This window comes from uncultured Williamsia sp. (genome assembly GCF_947494875.1).
Classification (GTDB): domain Bacteria; phylum Actinomycetota; class Actinomycetes; order Mycobacteriales; family Mycobacteriaceae; genus Williamsia_A.
Genome location: NZ_CANLWM010000002.1, coordinates 416,796 through 437,534, shown reverse-complemented (window position 1 = coordinate 437,534; position 20,739 = coordinate 416,796). Strand labels below are relative to the sequence as shown.

Genomic DNA, 20,739 nt, shown 5'->3' with positions numbered 1-20,739 from the left:
TCTCACCGGGATGCATTCGGCCGTGAATTCATTTTGTCGAACTCTACGGTCGTTCGTGTGCATTCCCCGGTGTCGCGCGGGTCAGTTCGTCGGTCGGGGCGGGCGCACGGGCACGACGACGCGCTGGCCGGCGACGACCCCCGATGCCATCGGGACGCCGTAGACCTCGCCGAGGAGCTCCGCGGTCATCGTCTGCTCGGGTGGCCCGACCGCCACGACGCGACCGCCGGCCAGCACGGCCACCGTGTCGCTGTACGCGGCGGCGAGCCCGAGGTCGTGGACGACGGCGACCACGGCACACCCGTCGTCCCGGCGGGCGGTCACGATCGCCATGACGGCCTCGGCGAAGTGGGGGTCCATCGCGGCCGTCGGCTCGTCGAGGACGAGCACCGGTGTCCGTTGGGCGAGCACCCGGGCGAGGGCGACCCGGGCCCGTTCCCCACCCGACAACGTCGCGAACGGGCGGTCGGCGAACGCCTCGACGTCGCAGCGGGCCAGGGCCTCGGCCACCGCGTTGTCGTCCTCGGCGTTGTGCGCCGTGCGGTTCCACGGATAGCGCGCCATCTGCACGACCTCGCGGCAGGTGAACGCCCCGCCCACGACGTGGTCCTGCGGCAGTACCGCGCGGCGGCGAGCCTGGTCGACGGGGGACAGCTCGGTGATGTCGTCGCCCGCCAGCGACACCGTCCCGGTCGTCGGCGGCAACGATCCCGACAGGGCGCCGACGAGCGTCGACTTCCCCGCGCCGTTCGGCCCGACGACGCACAGCAGTTCGCCTGCTGCGACGGTGAGGTCGACATCGGAGAGCACGGGCCGCCCGTCGCGATGTACGGAGACCCCGGCGACGGACACGAGTGGTGTCATGCCCACCCCCCGCGTCGGGACCCGGTCCGTCGCAGCAGGATCAGGAAGACGGGACCGCCGACGAGGCTCGTGAGCATGCCCAGCGGCAGATCGGCGTAGTCGACGAGGGTGCGGGCGGCGAGGTCGGCGAGGACGAGGCCGACAGCCCCGGCGAGCGTCGCGGCGGGGACCAGCACGCGGTGCCCGGGCCCGACGACCAGTCGCATCAGGTGGGGGACGACGAGACCCACGAACAGGATGATCCCGCAGAAGGCGACCGCCGCCGCGGTGAGCACGGCGACGATGACGATGGCCACGCGACGCAGCGCCTCGACGTCGACCCCGAGATGTCGCGCCGAGTACTCGCCGAGCGCCAGCAGGTCCATCCGGCGGGCGATCACCATCGCGGCGACCACACCGACGACGACGAAACCGAGGACGAGGAACACCTGGTCCCAGGTGGCGCGGTTGAGCGATCCGAGCTGCCAGAAGACGATCTGGTCGCGGGCGGTCGGGGTGGCGCGGAACGTGAAGAAGGCGATGAGACCGCCCGCGAACGCGTTCACCGCGATACCGGTGAGGACGAGGGTGACGACCTCGGTCCGTCCGGCCGACCGCGACAGCAGATAGACCGCAGCCGCGGTGATCAGTCCGCCGACGAACGCCCCGCCCGCGACGGAATAGCCCGCGACACCGACACCGGCGAGCGCGATGACACCGGACGCACCGGCCGCGGCGCCCGACGAGACGCCGATGATGCCGGGCTCGGCGAGGGGGTTGGCGAAGACCCCCTGCAGCACCGCGCCCGCGCAGCCGAGTGCGGCCCCGACCAACAGGGCGAGCACGACGCGCGGCAGGCGCACGTTCCACAGCGTGTTCTCGCCGACCTGGTCGGGCAGCGGTCCGATCGGCAGGTGCAGGTGGTGCAGGATCGATCCGATCACCTCGTCGACGGGCACCGGGTTCTGCCCGATCGCGGCGGCCACCACGGCCGACAGGGCCACCGCGAGCAGTCCGACGACGAGCACCACGGCAAGCGCGGCGCGGCGCGCTCGCCCCGTCGGCGACGGCCGGAGCCGGGTCCGCACAGCCGATCGGGTCATCGCGGTCCGTACAGCGCGCGGGTGAGTGCGAGGACGACGTCGCCCGTGCGGGGGCCGAAGGACAGCAGTTCGCCGTCGTCCATGTCGATCACCGACCGCGTCCGGCCGGCAGGTGTCTCGCTGACACCGGGGACGCGCAGCAGGCCGTCGACGCCGCCGACGGATTGCAGCCCGTCGGTGAGCATGAGGATCACGTCGGGCCGGGCGCGGATGAGGCCTTCCGACGTCAGGGAGGTGAAGGCGTCCGTCAGGCCCGCCGCGGTACCGGCGTCGCGCGCGCCGACGACGTCGATCAGTGAATCGGCGCCCGACCCCGGCCCGCCGAGGATGAGCAGGCCGGTCCCGCGGGCGTAGAGGAACGCGATGCGGGGTCGGTCGGCGTCGGGGACGTCGGGACGCATCGCGCGGGCCTGCGACAACCCGACCTCGACACGACGGACCAGGGTCTCCCCGGCGTCGGGGACGCCCAGTGCGCGGGCGACGAATCGCAGCTGTGCGGGTGTGTCCGCGACGGCGCGCTTCTCGCTGCCCACGACGACGGCGATGCCCGCCGACGAGAGCTGCCGCACCACCGTCGCCGACGACGGGAGTGAGGCGTCGGTGAGGACGACCGTCGGTCGCAGCGCGATGATCGCCTCGACATTCGCGTCGGTGCCACCGAGGGTCAGCACCGGGATCGATTGCGCGGCGGGGAACTTCGTGGCGATGTCACGGCCGACGAGATTCCCGCCGAGACCGAGCGCGAACACGGTGGTGCCGTAGGTGCCGTACCGGTCAAGGGCGACGATCCGGCTGACGTCGGTGACCGTCACCCGTCGGCCGTCGGCGGTGTCGACCGAGGCGGGGAGCCGCGGCGCCGGCGTCGGCGCCACCGCGACGGGATCGGACTGTGCGATCGTCGCCGTCCGCGGACCGGTCGCCGCGATCGGCGTCGACGTCGCCGACCCGACGTCGAGCGGGGCCGTCGAGCACCCCGCCAGGACGAGCGCCGCGGCGACCGTCGAGGCGGCGAGGGCCGTGCGCGCGATGCGGATCAGCGGGGTCCGCTCGCCATCCCGAGCAGCGCGGTCACCGCGTCGGCCGAGAGCTTCCATGTGCCGGCGACCCGGACGTAGCCGTACTGCACCGACACCGGCGCGGGGGTGTGCGGGCTCGCGACGGCGACGGTGGCCTGCGCCTTGTCGGTGCCGTCGGCGCGGACGCCGGTGACGGTGAACTTGTCGGGGGTGTAGCCCGCCTGCCCGGCGCCGCGGGCGAAGGCGTTGAGTTGCTGTCCGATGCTCGCGTTCCCGGAGTCGACGAGGTCCGCGGTCACCTGCGGCGACGTCGTCGGGTCGAGGACCGTCCGCAGGATCTGTTGTGCCGCAGCGGAATCGAAGCCCGACGGCGCGTCGACGTCGCCGCTGGCGGGTCCGGCCGCGCTCGAGGAGGTGGTCGACGTCGCCGTCGACGACGAGTCGTCGGAGCAGGCGGCGACGGGCAGGGCCAGGAGAAGGCCGGCGGACACGATCGCGGCCATGCGCGCACGACGGCGAAGGGCGACGGAGGTGAGGTGCATGCGAACTCCTCGGATCGGGCGAGCGGTCGACCGCTGCTGACTTAGGTGATGCTAACGAACCTGTCTGGGAGGGCGGTCAGCGGTCTCGCAGGCGACGAGCAGCCCGCGTCGCAGTCTGTTGCCAGCGATGGGTCCCACGATCGTGGGCAGTCCGGTCGAGTGGCCGGTGGACGACACAAAGGTGGTTGTGGGACATGCGGATCAAGAAAGTCGTGAACGTGAAGAAGCTCGCCGTCGGGACGGTCGCGGCGGGGAGCATCGGCCTGGCGTCGCTGGGCGTCGGAGCGGGCGTCGCCTCGGCGGCGCCGGCCCATCAGGTCACGCAGCAACAGCACCAGCAGCAGTGGCAACAGCAGCAGCGGCCGACGGGTCAGCCCGGCGCGGTCAAGCGACCCGATCACCGCGCGTTCACCTACCGCGGTCAGCGGGTTCAGCCGCAGTACAACGCCGCCCATCACGGGTGGGGCTTCTGGTTCTTCGGGTTCTGGGTGCCGGTCGTCACCGGCTGACGCATCGAGAACCCCGGCCGGAGGAGTCCGGTGGACCGGCGGGGTGGCTCAGCGGCCGAGCAGGCCGCCGAGCGCCCCGCCGACACCGGACTGCTCGCCGGCGCCGGTGCCGCCGATCAGGCCGCCCGGCGGGAGCTCCGACGGCTGCACGATGACGAAGCCCTGCCCGGAGAACGACAGGGTGAACCGCTCGCCGGTGCTGCGGCCGATGAGGGTGCCGAGATTGAACGAGTCGTTCTGCTTCACCCCCGTGCGCAGACTCGACGACCACGCCACGGCGGCCTGCGGGTCGGCGTAGGTCGGCTGGTCGACGTTCAGCACCACCGGCGTCCCGTCGGTGGTGATGGCGATCCGGCCGCGTCCGGTGAAGACACAGTTGAACAGGCCGGCGTTGCTCGCCATGGCCGCGCCCTGCACGCGCGCGATCTGATACGACAGCGTCGACTCGAATGCGAGCACGTTGGCGCCGTTGATGGTGAGCCCGTCCGTGCCGTCGAGATCGATGAGGTGGACGTCGGTGGATGCGTTGGCCAGGAACAGGTCTCCGCGTCCGACGACCTTCATCAGCGGCACGCCCTCGCCGGAGAGTCGCTGGCGGATCATGTTGCCGATGCCGCCGGAACCCTGCGCCTCGAACCTGAGGTCGCCCTGGTAGGCGACCATCGATCCGGTCCGCGCCATCACCTCGCCGTTGAGCGCGACCTTGCACATCTTGCTGCCCTGCTTCTGGATCCCGGGCTCGGAGGCCTCGGCGTACTGCGGGGCGAACAGTTCACTGTGCATCGGGGGGCCTCCCTGGGCCGTTCGTTGGGCAGTAGGAGCCGTCGGTTGGGCGGCCGGAGCCGTTGGTTGGGCGGCCGGAGCCGTTGGTTGGGCGGCAGGAGCGGGCTCGTCGTCGATGTCGATCCCGTAGGCGACCGCGATCCCGGCCAGCCCGTCGTCGTAGCCCTGCCCGACGGCGCGCACCTTCCACGCGTCCCCGCGGCGGTAGATCTCGACGCACACGACGGCGGACTCGGTGGTCAGGCCGGTCATCTGGAAGGTGGTGGTCTCTCCGCCGGCGGAGACCGTCGCGACGAGCGTCGGCGCGGCACCGAACGTGGCCGGTCCCGATCCGTCCAGGCTCGCGGTGACCGCGACCGTGGTGACGTCGGCGGGGACGGCGGCGGTGTCGATCGCGACGACGTCGGGCGCGCCGGCGCCGTGCCGGTACTGCACACCGGGGCCGACCGGGTTGTTGAAGAAGACGAGGTCGGCGTCGCTGCGCACGCGGCCGCTGTCGGCCAGCAGCAGCGCCGACACGTCGACCGGGACCGCGCACGAGACGGACACCGACACGCTCGAACCGGCCAGTGGTCGGTTCTCGCCCGGGCGGAGATCGCTCACACCGTCAGTCTGTCAGGGAATCGGACAGACGGGGAGAGTCAGCGCTTCTCGCAGGCGATGCCGTCGCCGTCGCGGTCGCTCTTCCGGTTCTGCTCGTACAGGGTCGCGTCGACCTCGAATGTGGTCACCGGTCGTCCGGACGTCGAGTCGACGGCGCCGGGCGTACCGACCCCGTGCGGATGGTCGGCGTTGAGGGCCTTGCAGTTGGCGTAGGTCTGCGCCGACGCGGGCGCGGCGACTGCCACCGACGCGAGGGCTGCGCCGAACATCGCGAGGGCCACGACGACGCGGCGGATGGTGGTGGTCATGTGCAGCTCCCCGAGGCCATGATGATGGTGACGGCGAAGGCTAACCGCCCACCGCGTCGGTGTTGCCCGATTCGGTGCGATGTCGCGCGATCGGCTGACGTGCGGAGATCGGTGCCGGGAGGGGTGCCCGACGGCGCGGTGCCATCGGTCGGTGCTGTCGGGACAGATGTCAGCGGGCGCCGGATGCGCGAGTTTGCTTCCGACCTGCGGGTTCACCTACCCTGGGGCGGTTGCCTGCGGCGCGTCATGCGTCGCGACTCGGCACACGAACCCATCGCGGTCTCTCCGGAGGCTCGAGCAGGCGTGTGTCCGATGGTGACAGACCGTGCGCGTCGGGTCGGAAATCCGGCGGGCAGACAATCCAGGTCGAGGAGAGAAAGTGATCCAGCAGGAGTCACGCCTGCGGGTCGCCGACAACACCGGTGCCAAGGAGATCTTGTGCATCCGTGTGCTCGGTGGCTCGTCCCGCCGTTACGCGGGAATCGGCGACGTCATCGTCGCCACCGTCAAGGACGCGATCCCCGGCGGCAACGTCAAGCGCGGTGAGGTCGTCAAGGCCGTCATCGTCCGCACCACCAAGGAGCGCCGTCGTCCGGATGGCTCCTACATCCGCTTCGACGAGAACGCCGCGGTGATCCTCCGCAACGAGAGCGACCCGCGCGGTACCCGCATCTTCGGGCCCGTCGGTCGCGAGCTGCGCGACAAGCGCTTCATGAAGATCGTCTCGCTGGCTCCGGAGGTGTTGTGAGATGAAGGTCCACAAGGGCGACACCGTCATCGTCATCTCGGGCAAGGACAAGGGCGCCAAGGGCAAGGTCATCGAGTCCTACCCGCAGCGCAACCGCGTCCTCGTCGAGGGCGTCAACCGGATCAAGAAGCACACCTCTGCGGCGCAGACCGAGCGCGGTGCCTCCTCGGGCGGCATCGTCGTGACCGAGGCCCCCATCCACGTCTCGAACGTGATGGTCGTCGACTCCGACGGCACGCCGGCTCGCGTCGGCTACCGGATCGACGAGGAGACCGGCAAGAAGGTCCGCATCTCCCGCAAGACCGGGAAGGACATCTGACATGACCACCACCGAGAACGCACAGCCGCGCCTCAAGGCGCGCTACCGCGCGGAGATCAAGGACTCGCTGCAGCAGGAGTTCAGCTACGCGAACGTCATGCAGATCCCGGGCGTCGTGAAGGTCGTCGTCAACATGGGTGTCGGCGACGCCGCCCGCGACGGCAAGCTGATCAACGGGGCGGTCAACGACCTCGCCCTGATCACCGGCCAGAAGCCCGAGATCCGTCGGGCCCGCAAGTCGATCGCGCAGTTCAAGCTGCGTGAGGGCATGCCCATCGGCGCGCGCGTCACCCTCCGTGGCGACCGCATGTGGGAGTTCCTCGACCGCCTCGTGTCGATCGCCCTCCCGCGTATCCGCGACTTCCGCGGTCTGTCCGACCGCCAGTTCGACGGTCACGGCAACTACACGTTCGGCCTGAACGAGCAGTCGATGTTCCACGAGATCAACATCGACGACATCGACCGGCCGCGCGGTATGGACATCACCGTCGTGACGTCGGCGACCAACGACGACGAGGGCCGGGCGCTGCTGCGTCACCTCGGCTTCCCGTTCAAAGACAACAGCGTGAAGGACAACTGAGATGGCAAAGAAGGCTCTGGTCAACAAGGCCAACAAGAAGCCGAAGTTCGCCGTGCGCGGTTACACCCGCTGCCAGAAGTGCGGTCGTCCGCACTCGGTGTTCCGCAAGTTCGGCCTGTGCCGGATCTGCCTGCGCGAGATGGCCCACGCCGGCGAGCTGCCCGGTGTGCAGAAGTCCAGCTGGTGATCTGACGCTCGAAGCCACGACGACCCCCGACCACTCCGGTCGGGGGTCGTCGTGCGTCTGAGGCCTGCCGTCAGGGTCGGAGGGTGCCGATGAGCACCGACGGTGCGGCCCGGGTGTACCTCCCCGCGACGCCTGTCGCGGTGATCTCCGACGCCGGGACGACACGCGGTCCGATCAACGCCCGCCGCCTTCCGCCCTGCTGCACCTCACCGCCTCCGGCGGCGAGGAGGTTCTTCGCCCACTGGGTCTGCGGTCCGTAGAGCAGTGGGATCGCGAAGCCCTGCGGGGTGCTGAACCCCACGACCGGGGTCCGGTACGCGCGCCCGGACGTGCGACCGGTGTGATGCACGACGGCCCAGGGCGGGACGAGCCACGCCCAGAGACCCTGGATCCGGTTGGTGACGTGCTTGTTCACCGTCGCGACCCGACGCGGTACCTGCATGTCGGAAGACGCTACAGAACAGCTGACCGGGTCGCCTCTGCCGTCACCGCCGCCGACGCTTCCTCGCCCGCCGCTGCGCGCGATTCGGTCCGCCTGCCGAGCGGATGACGCGTGGCCCGACAGGCCGGTGAGACGACGCCGTGTCCGGTATGCCGTGAACCGGTTGCTGGTCGTCGAGCAGGGTGTATCCCTCTTCCCACGGGAAGAAGAGCTTCCCGTCGGTCCAGACGACCTGCAGTGCAGGGACATTCGGGAAGACCGCCCGGGCGTGGATGAGGTCGAGGGTGTCGACCATCTCGATGAGGCGCACCGGGACGTCGAGGGCGTCGAGCGTGATCTCCTCGTGGTCGTCGACGAGGTTCTTCCAGTACTCCACGGCGAGGAGGTCGGACATCTCGTTGAGCACCGCGCCCGCCGTGGTCGATGGCAGCCCGTACACGGCGAGTTCCGGCGCACCGCGGAGCGCGAGGCCCACGGTGTAGGCGAAGGAGCATTCCGGCGTCTCGCCTGCCGCCTCACACTGCTCGCAGATGTCGGAGACGGCGTTGACGGCCCATCCGAAGCGTCGGATGCGGTCGATCGTCTCGCGGACTCGCGGGTCCGGGTGCCAGCGCGGCAGTCCCGGAACGGTGATCCTGTGGTCGGTCATGGGCCCTCCTCCACGAAGACCGAACATGCGTTCGATCGGTTGCTGGGGAGGCAATCACACGCCACCGACAAGGGCTCAGTCCTAGCCGCGGGCGATGTGGAGAACCTCCTCCTCCGCGGGCGGGCTCGCCGGGTGGTGGCTCAGACACAGCGGTGTCTGCAGGTCGACGAACGGGGCGCCGTCGATCGACGCATAGAACCGACCTGCCGTGAGGCGTCCGACATCGCCGATCTCGCTGCCCTTCGAACTCGCGACCTCGCGGGCCGCCGCGATCTGCACGGGGGAGGTCAGCTTGCCGAAGAACTGTGTCGACGCGTTGCCGGGGATCTTGTTGTTCAGGCCCTTCGGTGCCTGCGTGGCGAACACCAGGCCGAGGCCGTACTTGCGCGCCTGCGAGGCCAGCGCGAGCGTGCTCTGTGTGCACGCCGTGAACCTCCCTGCGGGGGCGAAGTTCTGGGCCTCGTCCATGACGAAGAGGCCGCCGAGCGGGCGGTCGCCGGCCGGATGCCGTCGGATGTGGGCGAACAGAGCCATCTGCAGTTGGTTGACGAAGTTGTCGCGCTTCTCGTCGCTGCGCAACCCCGCCAGGTTGATCACCGACACCCGCGCGCGACGGCCGGGGGAGGGCGTCAACAACGTCGCGGGGTCCATCGCGTCGGCGTCGCCGCCGAGCATGGGGTCGTTCGCCATCGCAGCTCGCAGTCCATCTGCGATGTCGGATGCGAGCCTGCCCGGTTGACGGAGGTCGCTCACACCGGGCGGGAGTTCGGCGAGCAGGTCGATGAGGTCGCGGAGGGTGCCTCCACCGCGTCGACCGAACCACCGCACCGCCTGGTTCAGCATCGCCTGGCGCCGCTTCGCCGTGGCGGACGTGCCCTCCGCGTTGACGCGCGGTGCAAGAGACGCGACCGCGGAGTCCACGGCGGCCTCGAACTCGTCTTCGTCGAACTCTTCTGGGTTGTCGGTGAGGCCCCGGAAATCCGGCAGGGGTTGGAACGACAGCGGCCGTCCGGATGCACGACCCGGCGTGTAGACGACCACCTCGGTCCCCTCGAAGTATCGACGGGCCCGGTCGGCGTCGTCGGCACCCCACTCCCGCGACCCCTCGGGCCACGGCTCACCCATGCGCGCGAGGTCGTTGTTCACGTCGAGCACGATCGACGACACCCCGGCGATGGCGCACTCCTCGACGATGCGGCGTATGAGAACCGTCTTCCCCGAGCCGGATCCGGCGAACAAGGCCGTGTGCTTCCGCAGGGCCGGCAGGTCGACGGTGACAGGACGGCCGCGCGCGCTGCCGAGGGGGATCGCGTCGACGGGGGCGGTCGCCGGGATGTCGACCGCCGGGGCCCATGGCGGGTCGCGACGGTCACCGACCGGCTCCCGGATCGGCTCGGGCACGCTGTCGGCTGCGGGCGTCGACACGTCCGCGACGCGCGGAGCGGAGGAGAGGTCCGACGATGTGCCGTCGAGGACGTCGAGGAATGCGATGCCGTCGACGGGTCGTCGCGAGGCGAGCCAGGGGATGAGGTCGTCGGGACGCTCGTCGAGCAGGGCCGCCAACGCCATGAGTGTGCGGACGTCGTCGGCAGACCATGTCACGAGCACACCCCCGTTGTCGACGAGTTCGTCCAATGTCTGTCGGGTCTTCGGCCCCGACGGCCACGGCGTCGAGCGGAGCAGGACCAGAGCGTGATCCGGTGTGCGGGTGGTGACTCCGGCCGCCGTCGCGGCTTTGCGCACGCGACTCAGCGCGGCGACGGCGTTCAGGCTCTCGACTGATCGGAAACCCCACGAGAACTCGCGGTCGGTGTCCGCGTCGAGGGTGCGGCGGATGCGGCCGTGCAGCGCTGGCTTCGCGCTGGGTGGGGAGTCGATCCGGAACTCGCCGGCGCCGCCGCGTTGATCGAGCCACGCGGCGAACGCGACGCGGAGCAGGCCGGGGACGACGGTGTCCTCGGTGTCGGCGTGCAGCGCCGCGCTCGGGTCGGCCGCCGCGCTCAGGTCGGCGAACCGATCGTCGAGGTCGGTGAGCGCGTCACGGTCCTCCGTGGCTGCATCGGCGGCGGGAGCCTGGGGACTCAGCTCATGCAGTTCGCTGATCTCCCCGGATCGCAGGCAGGCGTTGACATGCCGATCCGCTGCCATGAGGAGTTCGCGCGGCGTGAACCTGGTGGACTCGCCGAACGCCTCCGGCGTGACCGGCCACGAGGGGTACGGCGGTTCGAAACCGATCGACGAGTATCCGGCGCGGAATCGTTTGGCGAGCATGCGAACACCGAAATCGGGGTCGTCGGGACGCTGCAGGGGCGGCGGGACGCGGAAGCGATCCGACACCGATCTGATGACGTGCTCCTCGAGGATGACCCACGACGCACTGATGCACGAGAGGACGGCGACCGTCCGTGCCATCGTCTCCCGCATCGCCATCAGCCCGTGCGCCAACTGCTCCACGGCGGCCCGGCCGTCCGGGTGGGCACCCAGCGCGACGAGGGTGTCGATCTGGTCGATGGCCATGACGGTCGGGCCACGCAGGGCGAGCAGGCGCGAGATGTTCTGCGCGATCTCCTCGTAGCCGAGGCGGACCTGTCGGATACCCCATTCCGCCAGCTCGTCCTCGAGTCCGGGATCGAGGTGCAGGAAGGTGTCGCCGAGGTCCTGCAGCGCGAAGTCGCTCGCGGCGCGGAGTACCAGGGCGCGCAAGACATGCTGAGACCGCCGGCGGTGGCGGGGGTGTCGCCGGTAGACGGCATCGACGAATTCCTCGAGCGTCTCGCGGGTCAGTGGCGCCTGACCCGTGAGGGCGGCGGTGACGTCCGCGTCGAGGGCGGCCTCGCGGGCAAGGGCGTCGATGAGGTCGACGAGCTGCGACGGGTGATGAGGTGTCGGCCGCGCGAGGTCCTCCAGCATCCCGACGACGACCGAGCGCCAGAAGTCGGTGCCGTCGAGCAGGCGGACGAGGAAGAAGTAGCCCCCGGACCGCTGGGCGTGCTCGCGGATCTGGCCGAGCAGGTGGGTCTTGCCCGACCCTGCGGGGCCCTGCACCACGACGCCCAGCGGACTGCCGCCGTCTGTGACGGCGTCGGCGAACGCCCTCCGGAGCTCGCCGAGCACGGCGTCATGGAGCCCTTCGACGTGCAGCTCCTCCTGCGGTTGCCAGACGTCGTCGGGTGTCGGTGCCCAGCTCAGTCGCACCGACTCCAGGGCCGTTCGGGCGAGGCTCGTGTGGAATGCCGTCATCGGGCGTCGATCGAGATGAGGTGGCACCGTTGCGACCCGATCACGACGGCGCTGTCGCGATCGGCCGGGGTGAGACGACCCTGGTCTTCCTGCGGGATGACCCCGACGCCCGCCTCGCGTTCGAGAGCACGAACCGCGTCGTCGAAGTCGGCGTGGTCGAGGTCGGTGAGGTCCGCGCGCAGGACTGCCAGCGACACCCACGACCCGGGTCGCGATGCGCGGCGACCGTACGCATCGCGGATGCGGTCGACGACACTCACGCCCATCGATGTCTGCGTCGTGGACGGCGCGGCGGCGGGATCCTCGGCGGTGAACACCTCGTAGATGCGACGGTCGCTGCTCGTCAGGTGACGGCCGAGTCCGGCGAGCACGGTGTAGAGCGCCTTGAGTTGCGGCGTCGCGCGGTCCGGCGGCTCGTGGCCGAGTTCCTCGGCGCACCATGCCCACCCGGCGTCCGTCAACGACACCGTCATGGCGCGCCCGTCGCGGCCGACCTCCACGAGTCCTGCCCCCACGAGCTTCTCGCGGTCGGGCTTCTTCAGTTCCGGTCCGAACCGGGCGAGGTCGGGATTGCGGACCTCCTCGGCGCGGGCCATCAACACGAACAACACGCTGCTCTGGGTCCCGGTGAGACGGGGGTGGGTCACTGCTCGATCATCCTCTCGGTGCCGGGATCGGCCCCGGTGGGAACTGTACGGGCGTGCCACGCGCGAAGAGCACCTGGTGCAACTCGGACACGACCGCGGCAACGCCGTCGGCCACCTGCTCGTTCGTGTAGCGGAGCACGAGCATTCCGATACGCTGCAACCGGTTGTCGCGAACCCGATCGGCCGCGTACTTCCCGGGCGTCCGGTGATCGGGGCCGTCGATCTCGACGACGACCATCGCGTCGGCCCAGAAGAGGTCGACACGCATCGGCGCGTCGAGCAGTGAACCGGTCTCGACGAGGGTGTTCCACCGGCGTCCCGACGCCCAGGTGAGCGAGGACAGGTGTCGCTCCAGCAACTGCTCGGCGGGACTGTTTGGAGCGGGCATGCCCGCCAGTGGCGGGATGGTGACCCGCTCCACGGGCACGGTGGACGCGACGGGGCCCTCCGTTGCTGTGGCCGAGTGCGTCAGGTCCACGAGCGGGAAGCGGCCGAGACCGTCGACGTCGGTGACATCAATCCACACGGCCGCACCCCCGTGGACGGCGATCCACTCGGCGGCATCGGAGAGCACTCCCGCTGGGGAGAGGGCACATGGGCGCAGCACCACGACGACCGACGCGCGTGAGTACGAGCGCGCGATGACACGGAGGGCCCCACGGAGCCGGAGCTCGGGGGCGATGTCGCCGCCGAGCTGCTGGCGGTGCAGCGCGGCGACGGCCAGTGCACGCACGTAGGGCGCGTAGTCCGGGGCCTCCGTGGCGAGTCGATCGGCCAGCTTCTGCGCCGCGGACCGGTCCAGTCCCGCCGCGCCGTCGAGGGCGTCGGCCCCGGGCAACCAGGACGGGAACAGCCCCCGCGCGACCGCCTCCAATGCCGCGTCGACTTCGGTGACGACCGATCGCGCGGACGACGTGCTCGTGAGGTCGATCCCGAGGAGCAACTGCTCCTCAGGCAGAGGATCCTCGCCCAGCAGCGCACGGACGCCCACGACCCGGGTGACCGATCCGGGAACGGTCGGAGCGGCGGTCACGCGACCACTGTCCCATCCACCCGGCTCGCAGGCGGCGCGACGGGTCAGCAGGTGGACGGCGCCGGCAGCCCGGCGAACCGGTCGGAGAGGTAGCGGACGGCGGAGGCCTCGAAGCGCGGGAACGCGGCGGTGTGGTCGGCGCCGGCGTAGCGCTCGTAGACGACGCGTGCGCCGCGACCGCAGTAGGTGTGCGCCAGTCCGGCGACGTCGGCGGTGAGCATGACGGTGTCGCCGTGCGCATTGCTCTGCCCGACGGCGAGGAGCATCGGCGCACGGGGTGTCCCCGCGGTCCCCATCGTGTTCCGCGCGACGGCCGCGCGGACCGCGGGCACGTCGAGCAGGGACCGGTAGGGCGGACGGACCATCTCGGCGTCGGTGAGCGCCCCGAACTCGCCGGCGAACACACCGATGCACTGGTCGCTCACCGCCCCGGTGGCCGCGAGCCCGCGTGGCGAGAGGAACGACGCGAGATCGAGGCCGTAGGCGCGCTGATAGGCGACGGCGAGGGCCGGGATCACCCCGGCCCAGCTCGGGTTGCCGCTGACGTAGGACAGATTGTTCGCGGGAGCGACCGGCAGCCCGCCGGCCGCGGAGCCCACGATCCGGAGCTCCGGCGCGTACCGCGGTGCGAGTTCGGCACCCCACTGCGTCGGCACCGACCCGCCCGAGTAGCCGAGGAGCCCGACGGGCGTCGCCGGGGACCGGCGCAGGTATCGTTCCGCAGCCCGGATCCCGTCGAGCGCGGCGTACCCGGATTCGCGTCCGACGGTCCACCGCAGGTCACGACCCTCGTAGTCGGGCACGACGACGGTGTATCCGGCCGCGAGCCAGCCCGCGATGACCGCCTGCTCCGCCGTCGCGACGCGGGTCGGGGCATAGCCGCGGAGGGTGTACGACGGGTCGCACTGCGAGCCCAGCGCGTCATAGGCGGTGTGATAGCTCAGGATCCGGGTGGGACCCGGCGTCGGCGGCCGCAGGACGGTGGTGACCGTCGTCGACGGGGAGCCGTCGTCAGCGGTCGTCCGATACAGCAGCTGCGTCGACGAGATCGGCGCGCTCACGCCCGCCTGCGCGAAGGCGACGGGCCGGGTGCGCAGCACCGTGCCGGGCACGACACCGGCGAGCGGCCCCGACCATGTGTAGAACGGGTCGGCCGACGGGATCGGCGCTGCCGCAGCAGGTGCGGCCCCGGCGGGGCCGGGCCCGGCGAGGGCGGCCATGACGACACTGCTGAGCACCGCGACGAGCACGCGCGCGATCCCGAATCGGCTCATGCGGTGAAGTGAACCAGCTCGGGCGACGTCGGAGAGCATGATCAGCCCCATGTCCGACTTCGTGTTCGCGGTGTGGTGCGACGACCCGCAGGCTGTTCTCGACCCCGCACTGCATCGACGCACGGGCGCCCGCACCGTGCAGACCAACGTCGCCGGCGATCCACGCTTCGCCGGTGCTCTGGCGCTGCAGGCCATGCCGGAGCCGATCGACGCGGTGGTCACCGTCGACGCCGACGACCCCGCTCCCGTCGAGGCGGCGCTGCACGAGGTCGCCCGGCGTGTGGTGGGCTGGGAGGTGCAGCGCCGCACACCGATTCGTCCGCCGACCACGCCCGACGGTGAGCCGGCGGACGCGATGGCGAACGTCGCGTTCCTGCGGCGGCCCCCGGACCTGACCCACGACGAGTGGCTCGCGCGGTGGATCGGCAGCCACACGCCGGTGGCCATCGCCACCCAGGGCACCTTCGGCTACGTGCAGAACATCGCGGTGCGGGCGGTCACCGACGACGTCGAGCACGTCGACGGCATCGTCGAGGAACTCTTCCCGGTTGCCGCAGCCCACGATCCCCATGCCTTCTACGGCAGCGCCGGCAACGACGAGGAGTTGAGCCGACGGATGGCGGCGATGCTCGACAGCGTCGTGTCGATCGGCGCCCATCGCGACATCGACGTCGTGCCGACCGTGCGGCGGGTCCACACGGTCGGGACCGGTGCAACGGGATAACTTCATGCCATGACGACCGACGCGCTGTTCGGGGTCCTGGTGGACTTCATGGCTCACCACCCGAGGGACCTGGTGACGACCGCGGTGCTGCAACCGATCGCCCTCGTGTTCGGCCTCCTCGTCCACCCGCTCGGCGCCTGAGGCGGCCCCGCGCGCCCCTGACCACGACTGATTTGGTCGCACGCGCGGCTTTCTCTACACTTGAGCGGTTGCCCGAACCGGGGCTCGTCGTGCCGTGCGCTCGTCGGGGTCTCCGGATCCGGGGGACGCTCTTCTTCTCGGCCTGACGGCCGCAGATGCCGGCGGCTGCGCGAGCACCGCTGGAGTACGGCCCCGCACCTGCACGCCTGTCGGTGCGGAACACGAATCCGACTTCGTGGAAGGCCCACCACGTCACGGGACAGGCCGCTGGTGTCACAGACACTGGCGGAACCGGCGCGAGCGTGCTGTATGGGAACCACTGCGAGAAAGGTTGACGGTCACTCATGACCATGACTGATCCGATCGCAGACTTCTTGACACGTCTGCGCAACGCCAACTCGGCGTTCCACGACGAGGTGACCCTGCCGTCGTCGAAGATCAAGGTGAACATCGCCGAGATCCTCAAGCGCGAGGGCTACATCACCGAGTACCGCACCGAGGACGCCGAGGTCGGCAAGAACCTCGTCGTCACCCTGAAGTACGGCCCCAGCCGTGAGCGGAGCATCGCCGGTCTGCGGCGCGTCTCCAAGCCCGGCCTGCGGGTGTACGCGAAGTCCACCAACCTGCCGAAGGTGCTCGGCGGCCTGGGCGTGGCGATCATCTCCACGTCCTCCGGCCTGCTGACCGACCGCCAGGCAGCCAACCAGGGCGTGGGCGGCGAAGTCCTCGCCTACGTCTGGTAAGGGGCACATAGACATGTCGCGTATCGGAAAGAACCCGGTCACCATCCCGGCCGGAGTGGACGTGAAGATCGAGGGCCGCGACGTCCTCGTCAAGGGCCCGAAGGGTGAGCTCGCGCTGACCGTCTCGGAGCCGATCGACGTGGCGACCGAGGACGGCTCCATCGTCGTCACCCGCCCCGACGACGAGCGTCGCAGCCGTGCCCTGCACGGTCTGAGTCGCTCGCTCATCAACAACCTGGTCGTCGGTGTGACGCAGGGCTACACGACGAAGATGGAGATCTTCGGCGTCGGCTACCGCGTGCAGCTGAAGGGCCGCGACCTCGAGTTCGCGCTCGGCTACAGCCACCCGGTTCCCATCACCGCCCCCGAGGGCATCACCTTCGCCGTCGAGTCGCCGACGAAGTTCTCGGTCTCGGGCATCGACAAGCAGCAGGTCGGCCAGATCGCCGCCAACATCCGCCGCCTCCGGCGCCCGGACCCCTACAAGGGCAAGGGCATCCGCTACGAGGGCGAGCAGATCCGGCGCAAGGTCGGAAAGACGGGTAAGTGACATGAGTGACACGACAACCAAGCAGCACACCCCGGTGGGCAAGGACGTCTCGACCCGCCGTCGGCGGTCCGTGGCGCGTCGCCACTTCCGGCTCCGCAAGAAGATCAGCGGCACGCCCCAGCGGCCCCGCCTGGTCGTGAAGCGGTCATCGCGGCACATCCACGTGCAGCTCGTCGACGACCTGGCCGGCAAGACCCTGGCGGCCGCCTCGACCATCGAGGCCGAGGTCCGTTCGGCAGGTGGCGACAAGTCGGCGCAGAGCAAGAAGGTCGGCGAGCTGATCGCCGCCCGCGCGAAGGCCGCCGGCGTCGACGCCGTGGTCTTCGACCGCGGTGGTCGCGACTACCACGGGCGTATCGCGGCTCTGGCCGACGCCGCCCGCGAGGGAGGGCTCGCGTTCTGATGAGCACCCACACGACCACCACCGCACGTACCCATGGAAGGACCATCTGATGCCGGGACGTCAACGGCGTGACGGCGGAACCGGACCCGCCACCAACGACCCCAACGCCCCCGCGGGCGCTGCCGGCGGTAACGACCGCCGTGGCGGCGGGCGCGGCGGCAACGACCGTCGCGACAACCGCGGCGGACGTGACAACGACCGCAACCAGCTCGAGCGCGTCGTCGCCATCAACCGTGTCTCGAAGGTCGTCAAGGGCGGCCGGCGGTTCTCCTTCACGGCGCTCGTCGTCGTCGGTGACGGCCAGGGCATGGTCGGCGTCGGCTACGGCAAGGCCAAAGAGGTCCCCGCCGCCATCCAGAAGGGCGTCGAGGAGGCCCGGAAGAACTTCTTCCGTGTGCCGCTGATCGGCAGCACCGTGACCCACCCCGTCCAGGGTGAGGCCGCGGCCGGTGTCGTCATGCTGCGCCCGGCATCGCCCGGTACCGGTGTGATCGCCGGTGGCGCGGTGCGCGCCGTGCTCGAGTGCGCGGGCGTCCACGACGTCCTCGCCAAGAGCCTCGGCTCCGACAACGCCATCAACGTCGTCCACGCGACCGTGGCGGCGCTGAAGATGCTGCAGCGTCCCGAGGAGGTCGCGGCCCGCCGCGGTCTGCCGATCGAGGACGTCGCCCCGGCAGGCATGCTGCGGGCCCGAGCCGGTCAGGGAGTGTGACATGGCCGACCTGAAGATCACCCAGATCAAGGGCACGATCGGAACCAAGAGCAACCAGCGCGACAGCCTGCGCACCCTCGGGCTGCGCAAGATCCGTCAGAGCGTCGTGCGCGAGGACACCCCGGCGAACCGCGGTCTCATCAACGTGGTCCGTCACCTCGTCACCGTCGAAGAGGTTGAGAAGTCATGACCATCAAGCTGCACCACCTCCGGCCCGCACCCGGGTCGAAGACCGACAAGACGCGCGTCGGCCGCGGTGAGGGCTCCAAGGGCAAGACCGCGGGTCGCGGCACCAAGGGCACCAAGGCGCGCAAGAACGTCCCGGCCGCCTTCGAGGGCGGGCAGATGCCCATCCACATGCGGCTGCCCAAGCTCAAGGGCTTCAACAACAAGTTCCGCACCGAGTACCAGGTGGTGAACGTCGGCGACATCGCTCGCCTGTTCCCCGAGGGCGGCACCATCGGCGTCGACGACCTTGTCGCCAAGGGTGCGGTGCGCAAGAACGAGCTGGTGAAGGTCCTCGGCGACGGTGACCTGTCGGTCGCCGTGCAGGTCTCGGCCAACAAGTTCTCGGGCTCGGCCACGGAGAAGATCACCGCCGCGGGCGGCAGCACCACACTGGTGTGACCCCGCAGGGGTCCGTCGGGGTCCTCGTCGGGCGCGGACAGCGCTCGGCGAGGCCCCGCGGCACCCGCTGTTAGAGTTCAGAACCATCCCGGACCGGTGACTCGACGCCGCAGGGGTCGTGTTCGTTGGGCAGGAGGAATTAGTGCGATCGTCCGTTGTCTCGGCCATCCGGACACAGGACCTGAGGCGGAAGATCCTCTTCGTCATCGGGATTCTCGTCCTCTACCGACTGGGCGCGACGATCCCGTCGCCGGGCGTCGACTACAAGGTCGTCCGAGGGTGCATCAGCGAGGTGTCGAGCGGTAACTCCGCCGGCATCTACTCGCTGATCAACCTGTTCTCCGGCGGCGCGCTCCTGCAGCTGTCGGTGTTCGCGATCGGCATCATGCCGTACATCACGGCGAGCATCATCGTGCAGCTCCTGACCGTGGTCATCCCGCGCTTCGAACAGCTCCGCAAGGAGGGCCAGTCCGGCCAGGCGAAGATGACGCAGTACACCCGCTACCTCACGGTGGCGCTGGCACTGCTGCAGTCGACCGGCATCGTCGCCCTCGCCGACCGCGGTGACCTGCTGCGCGACTGCTCGCGCGGCAGCGAGATCCTGCGCGACCAGTCCATCTTCGGACTCGTCATCATCGTGCTCGTCATGACCGCCGGCGCCTGCGTCGTCATGTGGTTCGGCGAGCTGATCACCGAGCGCGGCATCGGCAACGGCATGTCGCTGCTGATCTTCGCCGGCATCGCCGCCCGCATCCCCGCCGAGGGCAAGCAGATCCTCGACACCCGCGGCGGACTCGTCTTCGCCCTCGTCGTCGTCGCGGCGGTCATCATCGTCGCGGGCGTGGTCTTCATCGAGCAGGGGCAACGCCGTATACCGGTGCAGTACGCCAAACGCATGGTGGGCCGGAAGATGTACGGCGGCTCGTCGACCTACCTGCCGCTGAAGGTCAACCAGGCCGGCGTCATCCCGGTCATCTTCGCGTCGTCGCTGCTGTACCTGCCGAACCTGATCGTGCAGCTCACGCAGAGCAGCTCCGGTGACCAGCCGACGTGGCAGCGCTACATCCAGCAGTACCTGGTGGACCCCAGCAACGGTGTCTACATCGCCGTGTACTTCCTGATGATCATCTTCTTCACGTACTTCTACGTGGCGGTGACCTTCAACCCGGCCGAGCGCGCCGACGAGATGAAGAAGTACGGCGGCTTCATCCCGGGCATCCGTCCCGGACAGCCCACGGCCGATCACCTCGGCTACGTCCTGAGCCGCATCACCCTGCCCGGCTCGATCTACCTCGGCGTGATCGCGGTCCTGCCCAACCTGTTCCTCGAGATCGGCAACTCCGGCGGCGTGCAGAACCTGCCGTTCGGTGGCACCGCGGTGCTGATCATGGTGGGCGTCGGCCTGGACACCGTGAAGCAGATCAACAGCCAGCTCATGCAGCGCAAATACGAAGGGTTCCTGAAGTGAGACTCGTGATCCTCGGTCCGCCCGGCGCCGGCAAGGGCACACAGGCGGAGATGCTGTCCGAGAGCCTCGGCATCCCCCACGTCTCCACCGGCGACCTGTTCCGCGCCAACATCACCGAGGGCACGTCGATCGGCCTCGAGGCGAAGAAGTACCTCGACGCCGGCGACCTCGTGCCGTCCCAGATCACCATCGACATGGTGAAGGCCCGCGTGCAGGAGCCCGACGCCACCAACGGCTTCATCCTCGACGGCTTCCCTCGCTCGACCGAGCAGGCCGACGCGCTCACCGAGATCCTGTCCGAGCTGGGCACCTCGCTCGACGCGGTGCTGTCCTTCGTCGTCGACGAGGACGTCGTCGTCGAGCGCATGCTCGCCCGCGGTCGCGCCGACGACACCGAGGACGTCATCCGCAACCGGATGCAGGTCTACGTCAAGGAGACCTCGCCGCTGCTCGACTACTACGGCGACCAGGTCACCGTCATCGACGCCGTCGGAGACGTCGGCGAGGTGCACCAGCGGGTCCTGCGCGCCCTGAACGTCTGATCC

Annotated in this window: 27 protein-coding genes; 15 read left to right on the top strand and 12 right to left on the bottom strand. The window is 70.0% G+C overall.

Annotated features, from left to right (window positions below):
* Positions 1-81: 81 nt before the first annotated feature.
* From Q1A98_RS07530 to Q1A98_RS07515, 4 genes are read right to left on the bottom strand one after another with little or no spacing between them, the layout of a single operon-like run.
* Positions 82-864, bottom strand: a complete 783-nt coding sequence (locus Q1A98_RS07530; RefSeq protein WP_299571542.1) for a heme ABC transporter ATP-binding protein — start codon at positions 862-864, stop codon at positions 82-84.
* The gene (locus tag Q1A98_RS07525) at positions 861-1,946 is read right to left on the bottom strand and encodes an iron ABC transporter permease (protein ID WP_299571539.1); all 1,086 of its coding nucleotides are present in this window, start codon (positions 1,944-1,946) and stop codon (positions 861-863) included. Before Q1A98_RS07525 ends, Q1A98_RS07530 begins: the two co-directional genes overlap by 4 nt.
* Positions 1,943-3,040: an ABC transporter substrate-binding protein gene (locus Q1A98_RS07520; RefSeq protein ID WP_299571536.1), complete on the bottom strand. Its 1,098-nt coding sequence runs from the start codon at positions 3,038-3,040 to the stop codon at positions 1,943-1,945. Before Q1A98_RS07520 ends, Q1A98_RS07525 begins: the two co-directional genes overlap by 4 nt.
* On the bottom strand, positions 2,980-3,504 hold the full coding sequence (locus tag Q1A98_RS07515) for a DUF4878 domain-containing protein (RefSeq protein WP_299571533.1): 525 nt from the start codon (positions 3,502-3,504) through the stop codon (positions 2,980-2,982). Before Q1A98_RS07515 ends, Q1A98_RS07520 begins: the two co-directional genes overlap by 61 nt.
* A gap of 194 nt (positions 3,505-3,698) precedes the next feature.
* Between Q1A98_RS07515 and Q1A98_RS07510 the strand changes: the two genes are divergently transcribed.
* Complete coding sequence (locus Q1A98_RS07510) at positions 3,699-4,013, top strand: hypothetical protein (protein ID WP_299571532.1); 315 nt, start codon at positions 3,699-3,701, stop codon at positions 4,011-4,013.
* A 48-nt stretch (positions 4,014-4,061) separates the two neighbouring features.
* On the opposite strand, the gene Q1A98_RS07505 is transcribed toward Q1A98_RS07510, so the two are convergent.
* Positions 4,062-5,399: an AIM24 family protein gene (locus tag Q1A98_RS07505; RefSeq protein WP_299571530.1), complete on the bottom strand. Its 1,338-nt coding sequence runs from the start codon at positions 5,397-5,399 to the stop codon at positions 4,062-4,064.
* A 38-nt stretch (positions 5,400-5,437) separates the two neighbouring features.
* The gene (locus Q1A98_RS07500; protein ID WP_299571528.1) at positions 5,438-5,707 is read right to left on the bottom strand and encodes an excalibur calcium-binding domain-containing protein; all 270 of its coding nucleotides are present in this window, start codon (positions 5,705-5,707) and stop codon (positions 5,438-5,440) included.
* 379 nt (positions 5,708-6,086) lie between these two features.
* Between Q1A98_RS07500 and rplN the strand changes: the two genes are divergently transcribed.
* The 4 genes from rplN to Q1A98_RS07480 are packed head-to-tail and all read left to right on the top strand — an operon-like array spanning position 6,087 to position 7,541.
* Positions 6,087-6,455, top strand: coding sequence for a 50S ribosomal protein L14 (rplN, locus tag Q1A98_RS07495; RefSeq protein WP_253654927.1), 369 nt, complete (start codon positions 6,087-6,089; stop codon positions 6,453-6,455).
* Position 6,456: 1 nt separating this feature from the next.
* Positions 6,457-6,774: a 50S ribosomal protein L24 gene (gene rplX / locus Q1A98_RS07490; protein WP_299571527.1), complete on the top strand. Its 318-nt coding sequence runs from the start codon at positions 6,457-6,459 to the stop codon at positions 6,772-6,774.
* Between the two features lies 1 nt (position 6,775).
* On the top strand, positions 6,776-7,354 hold the full coding sequence (gene rplE / locus Q1A98_RS07485) for a 50S ribosomal protein L5 (RefSeq protein ID WP_299571525.1): 579 nt from the start codon (positions 6,776-6,778) through the stop codon (positions 7,352-7,354).
* Between the two features lies 1 nt (position 7,355).
* Positions 7,356-7,541 carry a type Z 30S ribosomal protein S14 gene (locus Q1A98_RS07480; RefSeq protein WP_299571523.1) on the top strand — a complete coding sequence of 62 codons (186 nt, stop codon included), beginning with the start codon at positions 7,356-7,358 and terminating at the stop codon, positions 7,539-7,541.
* A gap of 70 nt (positions 7,542-7,611) precedes the next feature.
* On the opposite strand, the gene Q1A98_RS07475 is transcribed toward Q1A98_RS07480, so the two are convergent.
* The 6 genes from Q1A98_RS07475 to Q1A98_RS07450 form a co-directional block, all read right to left on the bottom strand.
* Complete coding sequence (locus tag Q1A98_RS07475; protein ID WP_299571521.1) at positions 7,612-7,983, bottom strand: nitroreductase family deazaflavin-dependent oxidoreductase; 372 nt, start codon at positions 7,981-7,983, stop codon at positions 7,612-7,614.
* 43 nt (positions 7,984-8,026) lie between these two features.
* Entirely contained in the window at positions 8,027-8,632 is a 606-nt protein-coding gene (locus tag Q1A98_RS07470) for a DUF4262 domain-containing protein (protein ID WP_299571518.1), read from the bottom strand.
* A gap of 81 nt (positions 8,633-8,713) precedes the next feature.
* Positions 8,714-11,872, bottom strand: a complete 3,159-nt coding sequence (locus Q1A98_RS07465) for a DUF87 domain-containing protein (RefSeq protein WP_299571516.1) — start codon at positions 11,870-11,872, stop codon at positions 8,714-8,716.
* Positions 11,869-12,519 (bottom strand): MarR family transcriptional regulator, encoded by a 651-nt coding sequence (locus Q1A98_RS07460; RefSeq protein WP_299571513.1) that lies wholly within the window; start codon positions 12,517-12,519, stop codon positions 11,869-11,871. The genes Q1A98_RS07465 and Q1A98_RS07460 overlap by 4 nt, the downstream gene beginning before the upstream one ends.
* Before the next feature lie 7 nt (positions 12,520-12,526).
* Complete coding sequence (locus Q1A98_RS07455) at positions 12,527-13,552, bottom strand: DUF559 domain-containing protein (protein ID WP_299571511.1); 1,026 nt, start codon at positions 13,550-13,552, stop codon at positions 12,527-12,529.
* Between the two features lie 44 nt (positions 13,553-13,596).
* Entirely contained in the window at positions 13,597-14,772 is a 1,176-nt protein-coding gene (locus Q1A98_RS07450; RefSeq protein WP_299571865.1) for a lipase family protein, read from the bottom strand.
* A gap of 103 nt (positions 14,773-14,875) precedes the next feature.
* On the opposite strand from Q1A98_RS07450, the gene Q1A98_RS07445 reads away from it, so the two are divergent.
* The 10 genes from Q1A98_RS07445 to Q1A98_RS07400 all read left to right on the top strand — a co-directional run bounded on the left by Q1A98_RS07445 (position 14,876) and on the right by Q1A98_RS07400 (position 20,736).
* Entirely contained in the window at positions 14,876-15,550 is a 675-nt protein-coding gene (locus tag Q1A98_RS07445) for an EthD domain-containing protein (protein WP_299571508.1), read from the top strand.
* Between the two features lie 9 nt (positions 15,551-15,559).
* The gene (locus Q1A98_RS07440; protein ID WP_299571506.1) at positions 15,560-15,691 is read left to right on the top strand and encodes a hypothetical protein; all 132 of its coding nucleotides are present in this window, start codon (positions 15,560-15,562) and stop codon (positions 15,689-15,691) included.
* A gap of 344 nt (positions 15,692-16,035) precedes the next feature.
* Positions 16,036-16,434, top strand: a complete 399-nt coding sequence (gene rpsH, locus Q1A98_RS07435) for a 30S ribosomal protein S8 (protein WP_299571504.1) — start codon at positions 16,036-16,038, stop codon at positions 16,432-16,434.
* A gap of 13 nt (positions 16,435-16,447) precedes the next feature.
* Positions 16,448-16,984, top strand: coding sequence for a 50S ribosomal protein L6 (gene rplF, locus Q1A98_RS07430; RefSeq protein ID WP_299571500.1), 537 nt, complete (start codon positions 16,448-16,450; stop codon positions 16,982-16,984).
* A gap of 1 nt (position 16,985) precedes the next feature.
* Positions 16,986-17,387: a 50S ribosomal protein L18 gene (gene rplR / locus Q1A98_RS07425; RefSeq protein ID WP_299571497.1), complete on the top strand. Its 402-nt coding sequence runs from the start codon at positions 16,986-16,988 to the stop codon at positions 17,385-17,387.
* A gap of 49 nt (positions 17,388-17,436) precedes the next feature.
* Positions 17,437-18,099, top strand: a complete 663-nt coding sequence (gene rpsE, locus Q1A98_RS07420) for a 30S ribosomal protein S5 (RefSeq protein ID WP_299571495.1) — start codon at positions 17,437-17,439, stop codon at positions 18,097-18,099.
* 1 nt (position 18,100) lies between these two features.
* Positions 18,101-18,289, top strand: a complete 189-nt coding sequence (gene rpmD / locus Q1A98_RS07415) for a 50S ribosomal protein L30 (protein WP_299571492.1) — start codon at positions 18,101-18,103, stop codon at positions 18,287-18,289.
* A complete protein-coding gene (gene rplO, locus Q1A98_RS07410; RefSeq protein ID WP_299571490.1) occupies positions 18,286-18,726 on the top strand; it encodes a 50S ribosomal protein L15 in 441 nt (146 codons plus the stop codon). The genes rpmD and rplO overlap by 4 nt, the downstream gene beginning before the upstream one ends.
* A gap of 142 nt (positions 18,727-18,868) precedes the next feature.
* Positions 18,869-20,194, top strand: a complete 1,326-nt coding sequence (secY, locus tag Q1A98_RS07405; protein ID WP_299571488.1) for a preprotein translocase subunit SecY — start codon at positions 18,869-18,871, stop codon at positions 20,192-20,194.
* Positions 20,191-20,736 carry an adenylate kinase gene (locus Q1A98_RS07400; RefSeq protein WP_299571486.1) on the top strand — a complete coding sequence of 182 codons (546 nt, stop codon included), beginning with the start codon at positions 20,191-20,193 and terminating at the stop codon, positions 20,734-20,736. The genes secY and Q1A98_RS07400 overlap by 4 nt, the downstream gene beginning before the upstream one ends.
* Positions 20,737-20,739: the final 3 nt, after the last annotated feature.